This window comes from Buchnera aphidicola (Meitanaphis flavogallis) (assembly GCA_039830035.1).
In the GTDB taxonomy this organism is placed as follows: Bacteria; Pseudomonadota; Gammaproteobacteria; order Enterobacterales; family Enterobacteriaceae; genus Buchnera_B; species Buchnera_B aphidicola_AZ.
In genome coordinates, this window is the sequence record CP140038.1 from 77,809 (window position 1) to 90,035 (window position 12,227).

The 12,227-nt window shown below is 21.4% G+C and carries 12 protein-coding genes and 1 other RNA gene; 8 read left to right on the plus strand and 5 right to left on the minus strand.

All coding sequences use genetic code 11. The features are described 5' to 3' along the window. Positions 1-48 precede the first annotated feature (48 nt). The 6 genes from U0T59_00340 (at position 49) to fliR (ending at position 5,299) form a co-directional block, all read left to right on the plus strand. Positions 49-405: a flagellar FliJ family protein gene (locus U0T59_00340; protein ID XBC43600.1), complete on the plus strand. Its 357-nt coding sequence runs from the start codon at positions 49-51 to the stop codon at positions 403-405. Between the two features lie 1,105 nt (positions 406-1,510). Further along, positions 1,511-2,455: a FliM/FliN family flagellar motor switch protein gene (locus U0T59_00345; GenBank protein ID XBC43384.1), complete on the plus strand. Its 945-nt coding sequence runs from the start codon at positions 1,511-1,513 to the stop codon at positions 2,453-2,455. 19 nt (positions 2,456-2,474) lie between these two features. After that, positions 2,475-2,864 (plus strand): flagellar motor switch protein FliN, encoded by a 390-nt coding sequence (gene fliN, locus U0T59_00350; GenBank protein XBC43385.1) that lies wholly within the window; start codon positions 2,475-2,477, stop codon positions 2,862-2,864. Between the two features lie 630 nt (positions 2,865-3,494). Then, on the plus strand, positions 3,495-4,184 hold the full coding sequence (gene fliP, locus U0T59_00355) for a flagellar type III secretion system pore protein FliP (GenBank protein XBC43601.1): 690 nt from the start codon (positions 3,495-3,497) through the stop codon (positions 4,182-4,184). A gap of 72 nt (positions 4,185-4,256) precedes the next feature. Next, positions 4,257-4,526 (plus strand): flagellar biosynthesis protein FliQ, encoded by a 270-nt coding sequence (gene fliQ, locus U0T59_00360; GenBank protein XBC43386.1) that lies wholly within the window; start codon positions 4,257-4,259, stop codon positions 4,524-4,526. Then, the gene (gene fliR, locus U0T59_00365; GenBank protein ID XBC43387.1) at positions 4,526-5,299 is read left to right on the plus strand and encodes a flagellar biosynthetic protein FliR; all 774 of its coding nucleotides are present in this window, start codon (positions 4,526-4,528) and stop codon (positions 5,297-5,299) included. The genes fliQ and fliR overlap by 1 nt, the downstream gene beginning before the upstream one ends. A 200-nt stretch (positions 5,300-5,499) precedes the next feature. Here fliR and rpmG read toward each other — a convergent pair whose 3' ends face one another. Together rpmG and rpmB are read right to left on the minus strand one after the other, a co-directional pair. Next, positions 5,500-5,667, minus strand: a complete 168-nt coding sequence (gene rpmG / locus U0T59_00370; protein ID XBC43388.1) for a 50S ribosomal protein L33 — start codon at positions 5,665-5,667, stop codon at positions 5,500-5,502. Further along, the gene (rpmB, locus tag U0T59_00375) at positions 5,651-5,908 is read right to left on the minus strand and encodes a 50S ribosomal protein L28 (GenBank protein ID XBC43389.1); all 258 of its coding nucleotides are present in this window, start codon (positions 5,906-5,908) and stop codon (positions 5,651-5,653) included. The genes rpmG and rpmB overlap by 17 nt, the downstream gene beginning before the upstream one ends. Positions 5,909-6,186: 278 nt before the next feature. On the opposite strand from rpmB, the gene U0T59_00380 reads away from it, so the two are divergent. Beyond that, positions 6,187-7,395, plus strand: a complete 1,209-nt coding sequence (locus U0T59_00380) for a hypothetical protein (GenBank protein ID XBC43390.1) — start codon at positions 6,187-6,189, stop codon at positions 7,393-7,395. A gap of 1,408 nt (positions 7,396-8,803) precedes the next feature. Here U0T59_00380 and ppa read toward each other — a convergent pair. Then, entirely contained in the window at positions 8,804-9,319 is a 516-nt protein-coding gene (gene ppa, locus U0T59_00385) for an inorganic diphosphatase (GenBank protein XBC43391.1), read from the minus strand. 122 nt (positions 9,320-9,441) lie between these two features. Between ppa and pmbA the strand changes: the two genes are divergently transcribed. Continuing rightward, a complete protein-coding gene (pmbA, locus tag U0T59_00390; protein ID XBC43392.1) occupies positions 9,442-10,788 on the plus strand; it encodes a metalloprotease PmbA in 1,347 nt (448 codons plus the stop codon). 88 nt (positions 10,789-10,876) lie between these two features. Here the strand turns inward: pmbA and rnpB are convergent. After that, positions 10,877-11,240, minus strand: an RNA gene (gene rnpB, locus U0T59_00395) — RNase P RNA component class A. 23 nt (positions 11,241-11,263) lie between these two features. Next, the gene (gene rsmI / locus U0T59_00400; protein ID XBC43393.1) at positions 11,264-12,121 is read right to left on the minus strand and encodes a 16S rRNA (cytidine(1402)-2'-O)-methyltransferase; all 858 of its coding nucleotides are present in this window, start codon (positions 12,119-12,121) and stop codon (positions 11,264-11,266) included. Positions 12,122-12,227: the final 106 nt, after the last annotated feature.

Consider the following 12,227-nt stretch of genomic DNA (forward strand, 5'->3'; position numbering starts at 1 on the left):
ACTTGATAAAAAAAAAATCAACAACTATCACTAATTTTAAAAACAATTATTTTAAATAAACATAAGATTCAAGAACAAATTGATTTATTGTTAAAATATCAAAATGAATATTTGGTGAAATTAAATAGCCAAATTACTTGTGGAATTTTTGGTTTTGAATTAAAAAATTATGATTTTTTTATTTCTTCTTTAATAAAAGGAGTTAGAAAACAAAAAAGAGCTATGATTCAATATGAACAACAATATCACAAATATTTTACTTTATGGGAAAAACATCAATATAAATTAAAAATGTGGAAAACTATTGTTTTAAAATTATTAAAGCATGATCTTCGAATGATGAAATTAGAAGAACAAATACAGACTGATGAATATGTTCAAAAATCCTTTTTAACAAAAAAGTAAACTATGTTTTGATTATTTAAAAAATTATATTTTTTGTGATGTTAGATTTATGATATAAAAATGAACATGATCTTCGATAATTAAATTTTAAACATATTTCGAGCTTTATTTCTAAAAATATTCAATGAAACTTTTTTTATGAAAATTATGTAAAAATATATCGTAAAGAATAAAAATACGACTAATATTTGTATTATCATATTAATAAGTAAAATTAAATATAGATTAAGCAGTTTTAGGTATTAATAATATATTTTTTAGTGATGTTTATTTTTAGTTTTTTTATTTTTATAAAGATAATTTATAATATTTTAAGCATATAGAATGATGCATTTCATTAGAAGAATTATTTACTAACTTATAAATTCTAAGCGGAAATATTAAAAGATATATTAATTATTTGTATAATAAGATAAGAAAATTGAGATATAATATATATTAACTATAATTAATTTTGTTGGTTTTATTATTTGTTTTAAAAATTTAAACGTTATGTATTTTAGTTATTTTTTGTATTTAAAAAATATGTTACAAAAAAGATATTAATATCATGATTAATTCTATTTAGAAAATCTATGCGTATAACTTTTTTTATAAATTTATATTGTATAAGTTATATTGCAATGAAAAAATTGTTTTTCTTTACGATCAAGATATGATCTGAATTTAAAAAATTGAACCAAATATATTTATAAAGAATTATTACTGTTTTTTAAGAACAAAAATGATAGTCTTTTTTAAATTTAAAATATTTTTAAGTTTTTTATATTTATATGATTAACGATTAGTAATGATAATATTACTACAGTTAAATTTAATTTCTAATAATAGTATTTTAAGAAAAATTTTGAAATTTGCAAGCTCTAATTTACGAAGTTCTGTCTGTAGATTTAAAATTAAATTTGAAGATATTATTATTCGAAATTTGAATTTAAAAAAAATTATTAATATTTATATTTAATAAATATAGTATTGTAAAATTTGTCTTTTGAACTAGCTTATTTTTAGTACTACATGTAATAGTCTTTTTTAGTTTAAGATCAAATTGATACTTTATAATGATAATATATTTTTTAAATTAGTATTTATTCCTTAGGGTATATTAATGATAAATAATGTTATTTTAAAAGTTAAAAAAGATGATATAAGTAATGAAATCCAAAAGATCAAAAAAATTTGTATTTACAATTCAAATATAGATTATTATACAATGCATCAAACTAAGAAATCATTAATAATCATTTTTGATCTTTTTTCTAAGCAAGTGTCTTCAGCTTTATTTGATGTTATTAATATTGAATGTAGTCTTGAGTTAGATAATATTCGATTAGAGAGATACAATGAATGTAAAAATAATTTTTTAAGTTCTAGGTTTTCAAGTTATTTTCAAATTTTTCCATCTTTGGAAACAGGAATGATTAGTTTATCTAATAACATCATACCATCAATTATAGATATTGTATTTGGAGGTCAAAATATAGATGAAACGTTTAGAAATGATACTGATCAATTAACTATGTCTGAAATAAACATTATGAATAAAATGTTACATATGATTGAAACTATATACAGTGTTTCCTGGAAAAATAAGTATAATATAGATCTTAAGTTCTCTAATTTTCAATTAATTAAAAAATCTAGTTTTAAACATATATGTGATAATAATGATATTTTTTTATTTACTATTTTTAAATTACATTTTGGTAGTATATTAGGATATTTAAATATTTGTTTTCCGTTTGCTATAATTAAGAAATATAAAGAAAAATTAGTAAATACATATAAAAAAAATCATGTAACAAAAAAAAAAATAGATCAGATATCATTGCCAATGTTATATGATATGGAAATACATTTAGATGTTAAATTAGTTAATTTTTCATTGTTATTATCTCATATTTTGAAACTTAAGATTGGTGATATTATTCCTATAAATACTCCAGAAGATATTATGGCGTGTTCTTATGATGTTCCTATATTAGTAGGAAAATATAAAATGTATAAAAAAAAACATGCTTTTTTTGTAAAAGATTTTTTAAATTTAAAATAAAATAATTAGGATATCATTAATGAATGACATAAAAAATGTAGTTGAAAATAAAAATAGTGATAGCATAGATAAATTTAAAACAAACTTAGATAAAAAAAAAATAAAAAAAGATGACAGGATAATTTCTTCCAAGCCATTCATACAAGAATCAAATAATATAAATTTTGTTATAGATATTCCAGTTAATGTTACAGTTGAATTAGGAAATATTAAACTAAAAGTTAGAGATATTTTGAACTTAAATAAAGATTCTATATTAACTCTAGATAAATATTCAGGTGAACCATTAAACATATTAGCAAATCAATTTGTTATTGCAAAAGGAGAATTAGTAATTGTAGAAGAAAAATATGGTATTAGAATTACTGATATAATTGATACTTCAAATAATTTAAATAATGTGAATTAATTATTAAAATTATGAAATAAAGTTTGTAGGTACTGTTTGTACTTGGTTTAATAGAAATAATATATTTAAAAATTGTAATGCCATTTTTCAAAGTGATTAGTATTTCTATTTCTAATTTGAATATTTAAAAAAATACTTATCATAAAAATAATGGTGAATAATTTATTAATAGATATTATAAGAAATATCAATTGTATTTCATGAAAGCACTATTGTTTTAGATTTAAAAGAAACTATATTGGATGGAAATTACCTCAAACAATATTTCTCTCTTTTTTTTTTTTTTTTTTTTTTTTTTCGTTTATTTTTAAGTATTTTATCTTTTTAACAAGATCAATAATTAAAAAAATAAATATTGTATTTAATTATGTAAATTATTGATATTTGATGAAAATATTTAATCATTGATATTAGTCAATTGAGGATTTCTATGTTCAAAAAATATTTTTTTTTTTTTTTTTTTTTTTTTTTTTTTTGGGAATTATTACCTATTTAAAAAGATAAACAACTATTATATAAAACCACTACTATTTGTTAATAATACAATAAAGAGGTTGACTAAACGTTTTTGGAATAAAAAATATGATGTATAAAACAATATCATTATTTTTACTGTTATTATTGTGTCCTATGGTATATTCAGAAACCTCTACTTTATCTAGTTATTCGTTGTTGCATGGAAAGGAAAATTGGTCTTTATCGTTGCAAACATTGGTATTTATTACATCTTTAACGTTTATTTCACCTGTGTTATTAATGATGACTAGTTTTTCTAGAATTATTATTGTATTTAGTTTATTACGCAATGCTTTAGGAACGCCTTATTCACCTCCAAATCAAATTTTATTAGGCTTATCTCTTTTTTTAACTTTTTTTATTATGGCTCCTGTATTTGATAAAATTTATCAAGATGCATATTTACCATTTAGTGAAGACAAAATTAATATAGATACAGCTATTACACAAGGTATGAAACCATTACATCAGTTCATGATTCAGCAAACTCGTGAAAATGATTTAATTTTTTTTTCAAAATTAGCTAATATTTCTCATTTTGCTACAAAAGAAGAAGTACCAATGCGAATTTTATTGCCATCGTTTGTTATTAGCGAATTAAAAACAGCTTTTCAAATTGGATTTACTATTTTTATACCATTTTTGATAATTGACTTAGTAGTGGCAAGTGTTCTTATGGCTTTAGGAATGATGATGGTTCCTCCTTCAACAATATCGTTACCTTTTAAGTTAATGTTATTTGTATTGGTTGATGGTTGGCAGTTATTAATTACTTCTTTAACTCATAGTTTTTTTATTAATTAATAATTTAATTGTGTTACTGATGTGTTTAGTATTTTTAAAATTTTAAAATTATTATATAAGTTAGGAATAAATATGACAGTAGAATCTGTAATGACGCTTTTTCATGAAGCAATGAAAGTTGCTTTAATGCTTGCTTCACCTTTGTTATTATCTGCATTATTTAGTGGTTTAGTTATCAGTATTATACAAGCTGCTACACAAATTAATGAGCAAACGTTATCATTTATTCCTAAAATTATTGCAGTATTATTATCAATTGTTATTTTTGGGCCGTGGATGTTAACTCTAATTTTAGATTATACTCGGTCTTTGTTCAGTAATTTATCTCTGATATCTAATTAATGATTACTTTTAATATAGATGATGTAATTTCAATGTTTTACAGTTTTTTATTTCTGGTATTTCGAATTTTATCATTTGTGATCACTGCTCCATTATTAGGAGATCAATCTATTCCAAAAAAAATAAAACTTTTTATTTCTTTGGTTATAAGTTGGTGTTTTATGTTACTGCTACCTCCAATGAAAATTGATTTTTTTTCTATTGATGAATTTTTGATATTAATTGAACAAATAGTAATTGGTATATCTTTAGGATTTTCTATGCAGTTAACGTTTTCTACTATTAAAATAGCTGGAGAAATTATAAGTTTTCAAATGGGATTATCATTTGCATCTTTATTAGATTGGAATACTCGTTCTAGTATTTCTATTTTGTCTCGATTTTTGTATATATTTTTATTATTGTTATTTTTAGAATTTAATGGTCATATTTGGATGATATCAGTATTATTTGATACTTTTCAACAAGTTCCTATAAAGAAAATTGGATTAGATGCGCATATATTTTTTAATATTGTTACATTTGCCAAGTTCATTTTTCTTGATGGTTTTATGTTGATGTTACCAATTATTATAATTCAATTAATGCTTAATATTTCTATAGGAGTGTTAAATAGAATAACTTCTCAAATTTCTATTTTTTCTGTAGGATTTACTTTAACGTTGATAGTAGGAATATATACTTTATATTTGTTTATTCCTAGAATCCCTTATTTTTATAGTAATATATTTGATCGTTTGATTTTTTTGTTATCTGTTTTTTCAAAAGAATAAATATTTATTTTTATTTTTTCATGGAATTAATGCAATTCTGTATCATGTTTATTATTAGTAGTTACTATGCCAAAATATAAATTTTTTTTTAAATATACTTTAAATTCTATAAAATGCTAATCTATACTACTTATAGTAGTATGTTTAGCATTTTTATATTTTTAAAGCAGGTTTATATTAATGATTTTAAAAAGAAACAATTATTTAATTTTTCCTTCTTTATATAATACATGTTTTCGAATAATTGGATCATATTTCTTTAGTTCTAATTTTTGATTTTTGTTCTTTTGATTTTTAGTTGTAGTATAGTAATGTTTGCTTCCTGAAGAAGAAATTAATTTTATTTTATTTCTAGCGCTTTTTGCCATATTTGAATTCTCTTTTTTTCAACAATAGTTGTTTTTCTAGAATTTGATTTAATCCAATTTTATCCATGCATCGCATTCCTTTTGCAGATACTTTTAATGATATAAATTTGTTTGTTTTTATATTCCAAAATTTGTGTAAATGTAAATTTGGAAGAAATCGCCTTTTAGTGGCATTCATAGCATGAGATCTATAATTTCCTGTAATGGGCTTTTTTTTAGTTATTTGGCATATTTTTGACATAATTAATGTTTACCTATTTTATTTTTAATACTAAATTTTTTTGAATTTTATTTTTGAACATATTTTAATGTTATGAGTAATTATTTGTTTAACTGAAAGTTTTTTTTTGTATTACGTTTTATACGTTGTTTAAATTTTTTAAAATTATAGATTAAATTTTATTGATAGGATGGATTCGAATGAATTTTTTTAGACAATTACTTATATCTATAATTTTATTGTGTGTATTTTGTATCTTTAGTTTAGTATTTTTGTTTTATAGTCATTTTGGACTAAATATGTTTTGTTGTTTAGTTCATCATTATATACCAGAACTAGAAATAAAAAAATCAATAGGTACATTAAATAATTGTATATTGCGCAACATTAAATATTACTCTCATAATAGAAAATTTTTTATTAAAGAATTGCATATAAAGATGCATGTGGAATTTATTAGGAATTTTTGTATTTTTGTGGATAAAATTTTATTTGAGAAATGTCATATATACATTAGTCATCCTAATGTAGTTCAAAATGGGAGCGAAAAAATCCCTTTAAATATAACATTAATGTCTTTTTTTAAAGTACCTATTTTTTTTAGCAACATACAATTTAATGATCTTTCTTTTTCTACGCAAAATGTATTATTTTCTATAGATCATTATTTTAGTAAGTGTTATTGGAAAGGTTTAACATTAAAGTGTTTATATAATAAAATTGAAACTATTTATATTAAATGTAAAAAAATAACAAAAAATAATAATAAAAGAAAAATAGTTAATATAAACAAAATTGTGGTGTTTAACAAACTATTAAATTATGTTTTAAATTATCTTAAAAAATGTAGTGTTAATGTTCCTATAGATTTAGATATAGGATCTTTTTATATTAAAGATATTTATTTTTGTAACGAAGAAAATTTTAATATCTCTCGATGTTTTTTTAGTTTAAAAATAGTTAATAATAAAATGAGTGTAAGAAAAATACATTTTTGTAATTATAATTTCATAATTAATATGTATGGAACTGTTGATTTTAATAGAAATTTTTTGACCAATATAATTATTAATTGCGTTAATTGTAATCGTTTCGCAGAAAATGAGAATGTTAATGTAATTATAATTGGATGTTTATTGCAAAATTTAGAAATACATTTTAATTGTTTTGGTTTGATAAACACGACTATGTACATAAAATTACAGTTTAAACAGCATAATTCAATGTTCAGTTTAAATTTATTTGTTCCGTTTCTTAGTTTTATCAAAAGTAATAAAAATTATTTTATTTTATATAAAACAAAAGTTGAAATTATAGGAAAATTATCTCATTATTCTTTTGTCTTCAATAGTATTATTAATACGCATATTTTTGGATCGATACAGTTATGTTTTTCTGGAATTGGCAATTATTCGATTATATTTTTTAAAAATACCTATTTGAATATTATTAATAAAAATACTACGTTTAACGTTTTTTTTAGCTTAAAAAATATTTTCAATCAATGAAATTAAATAAAAATGATAATAATAATTATGAAAAATATAATAAACAATGCAGTATATAAATGTATATGTTGTAAAAAATGTTAAAGTATATTATTAAATGTGAATATTTTACTTAGAAATTGTTATATTAAAAAATAATTTTTTAGGTTAAGTTCTTGTGTTTATTTTCGAATTTATAGAATATGCATAAAGTTCATTTAGTAAATAACATACTTAGAAATATCAATGTTTTTTATATGACTTTAAAAAAGACATTTATATTAATATTATTTTTTAAACTCAGTTAGCTACATGATTTATTTCCATATTGTATATAATTTTAAAAAATAAAATTGTATTTTTTTTATTTAATAGGTAGTAATAAGTTATTAATAAAATGTATGAAATATGATTTAAGGTGAAGATTTTTTTGAACGTATACGTTTAATGTTTTTGTAGTTTTTGAAAAGTACAATAAAAATTTAATTAAATAATATTATTATTTCAGTACATTGCTATTTTAATGTATATGTTTTTTATTTTTTTAAATTAAATTATTTTGAGTAAAATTATAACTTGTATTTAAATATATTAGATAAATTGTTTGTTTTTAATTGGAATTTTAATGAAAAATTAGGTATTTTTTAAAGATTTGAATTGAAGAAATAGATAAAAAATGTATTAATGACATAGCGTGATGCAAAATATTAAAAAATATTTATTATATTTAATGATTATAAGATAATAGATAATTTTTTAATAAATACGTTACTAATATTTTTTCATAATAAAATCAGTAGTATTATAGTAATATTGAAAATAATATTAGTTTGTTTGTTTTCTACATTAAAAATTTATATATTTTGGTGAATTATTAATATTTGGAATTAATGTCAGTTGTAATTACATTTTTTGACAATAAATTTGGATGTTAAAAATGGAATTATAAAAATTATAAAAAGTATGAACATTGAAAAGTGTTGTTAAGATCTATAAACGTTAGAGAAATAAATAAAATATTTTATTTTTTGGATATTATATATTTAAAAGAATGTATCAATATTTTATATTAGATTATTTAAAATTAAATATTAAAATTGCTATATAAAAATGAAACGTGATATTTTAAGAAAATATATAGTTTAAAATTACTAGAAAACGTTAATTAATAATTTTCATAAATAATTTTTATGTAGATAATTTTTATTGTAATAATATAAATTTATTTTTTAATTGTAATAATATTTTATTTATAAGTTGGATTGCAATGCAAACGTTTTTTAAAATTAAATTTAAACTAAATTTGTTTCATTGTACACATTAGCGTTTATTCTTAATACTTTAGCGGCATTATTGTATTTAATATTTTATGTAATTTATAATTATGTCAGTAAGTTTTTCATACTGACATAAATTAAAATGACCATTTTTATTGTAAAGAAGATAATATTGTTTTATAAGCAACATCTTTGTTTGCCCATTCAATGATTTTTACCCATTTATTTTTTTCTAAATCTTTATAATGTTGAAAAAAGTGTACAATTTGCGTTTTTAATGTATTTGAAAAATGATTGATATTTGTTATATTCGAGTATTCTTGACAAACGTCATCGTTAGGAACAGCTAAAATTTTATTATCTTCTCCAGATTCATCTAACATACGTAATATTCCTATTGGTCTACATGGTATTACTGAATTTGGGATAATAGGATATGGAGAATGTACTAATACATCCATAGGATCTCCATCACACGATAAAGTTTTATTAATAAATCCGTAATTACAAGGATAAAACATGGGAGTAGGTATAAATCTATCTACAAATAAAACTCCTAAATTTTTGTTCATTTCATATTTTACTGGATGAGAATATGATGAAATTTCAATAATTACATTTATGTTATATGGAACGTTTTTTCCTGGAGAAATATTTTTAAAGCTCATTTTTTTCCCTTACTTTTTTAACTAAGTTTTTGTTTTTTAATCTTTTTCTGTATAGATACAGTTTTATTTTAATTTTTTTCAGTGTACTATAACAATAATTTAATGTTTTGATAAGATGTAATATGAAAGTAGAAAATGATTTTATATTAAAAGAAAAAAAATTTAAAAATGTCATTGAATATATACTTGATGTAGTGAAAACTTTTTCAGCTACTTCTGAAGTCTTAATTTTGCATAATTCAGGAATTAATGTTGGAGTAAGAAATAGAAAAATTGATTACGTTAAATTTAATAATAATAATTTTTTAACAATGACTGTTTATAAAAATCAAAAAAAAAGTACAGTATTTTCTACTGATTTTAGCATTTCTTCAGTAAACAAAATAATAAATTTGGCAATGGATATTATAAATTATGTTTCTGAGGATATATCATCTAGTTTACCTGATGCAAATTTATTAGCTATTGGAAATTTAAAAAATCTTGATTTATATCATTATTGGAATTGGGACGTAAGACATGCTATTAATTTAGCATTAATAGCAGAGCAAGAAGCTTTTAAAATAGATAAAAGAATTGTTAATACAGAGGGATCTAATTTTGATGGTTGTATAAGTATGAAAGTTTTTGGAAATAGTCATGGTATGTTAGAAAGTTATTATACTACTCTATATTCTATGTCTAGTTGCATGATTGCTAAAGAAAATGGTGATATGCAAAGAGATGTGTCATATACCATTTCTAGAGATATAAATGATTTACTTTCTCCGCAATGTGTAGGTGCAGCTAGTTCTAGAAAAGCTTTATCTAGATTAGGTTCTAAAAAAATTTCTTCTAAAAAAAGTTCAGTGATCTTTTCCTCAGAATTATCTTTAGAATTTTTTTCTTATTTAGCTAAAGCTATAAATGGTAATAATGTGTATAAAAAGTCAACGTTTTTATTGAATAGTTTAGGAAAACAAATTTTTCCTAGTTGGCTTAGTATTCAAGAGAATCCTCATATAAATAAAGGTTTAGGATCAAAATGTTTCGATTTAGAAGGTGTTCGTACATCATCAAAGATGATAATAAAAAATGGTATATTACAAACATGGTTATTAGACAATCATTCGGCTAAGAAAATGAATTTAATAAGTACAGCTAATTGTGGTGGAATCCATAATTGGTTGATATTAGGTGCTTCAAATATGGATTTAAATGGATTATTAGTATTAATGAACAAAGGTATACTAATAACAGAATTATTAGGTAATGGCGTGAATTTAATTACAGGAGATTATTCATGTGGAGCTGTAGGACATTTGATAGAACATGGAGCAATTAAATGTTCTGTGAGTGAAATTACAATTTCTGGTAATTTAAAAGACATGTTTAAAAATATTATATCTATAGGCAATGATATTGATACGAGACATAAAATATTATCAGGATCAATTTTATTGTCTTCTATTCAAATTTCTGGTTTATAAAGTTTATTTTGTTAAATAAAATATTGAATGTAGATATTGCGTAATGTATAGAATATTGTTTTTAAATATTATTTTTTATAAATACGTTCTTAAAAGTTAATCTATAAGCCGGGTTCTGTATTAGACAGTCATTCATCTAGGATAATAATCATTTATTATCTCAAGCAACCTACCCGAGTATTATTTGTAAGGGCAAAATACATAAATACTCCTATTTGGTTTTGCTCCAGGTGGAGTTTACCTCAGCCATACTAGTTACCTAGTATGCGGTGAGCTTTTACCTCGCCTTTTCACCCTTTCCTTTGAATTATCAATTACAAAGGTGGTTTTTTTCTGTTGCACTAGTCGTAAGTTTGCACTTCCCAGATGTTATCTGGCACCTTTTACCCTTTGGAGCCCGGACTTTCCTCTTCTATTGTTTAAAAAATAGAAGCGACTGTCTGATTAACTTTTATAAAATTTTCTAAACAATATTCTATTTTATCAATGTATAATTATATAATAAATTTTTTGATATATTATATAATTTTGCTGTTATTTTTATAGCTTCTTTTAATGGTAAATGTAGTTTTAGTGTTTGTAAAGTTTTTAACGCGATTTTAGGTAAAAAAAGGGATTTTTTAATCTTAATACTTGATACGATTATTATCATTTCTCCTTTTATTTTAAAGCTATTGTTTTTCAATCGCGATAATATATTTGATGACGTATCTCTATATATTGATTCCCATGTTTTAGTTAGTTCTTTTGCTAGCATTATATATCGATTAGGTCCTAGTTCCTTTACTATGTCATTTATGCTTGAAATTATTCGGTGAGGAGTTTCATAAAATATAATGGTTCGTGTTTCTTCTTTTAAATCATGTAATAATTTACGTCTTGTTATGCTTTTAGATGGAAGAAAACCCTCATAACAAAATTTTTTAGTTTGAAATCCTGAAACGCTTAGAGCTGTAATAGCTGCACATGGACCTGGAAGAGGAATTATTTTTATTTTAAATTGATAACAATAATTGATTAAAAAATATCCGGGATCATTAATTGTTGGTGTTCCAGCATTGGATACTAACGCAATATTTTTCCCATTTTTCAGTTCTATAATAAGTTTTTTGCTTTTATTTTTTTCATTGTGTTTATTAATAGAGGTAATTTTTGTGAGAATTTTGTAAGTTTTGGTTAATATTTTAGTATGGTTTATATTTTCTGCTGCAATTATGTCTACCGTTTTTAATATTGATAATGCTCGATAAGTAATGTCGGTTAAATTTCCAATAGGAGTAGGTACAATGTATAACGTACCTTTTTTTGTAATCGATATATTTTTTGTATTCATTTTTGATTTTTTAGAAAATAATTTTTTAAAAATATTATTATAATAGAATATATTTATATATTTTTATTATGAACATATGTGTGTGATTAATATCAGAATTAAATTT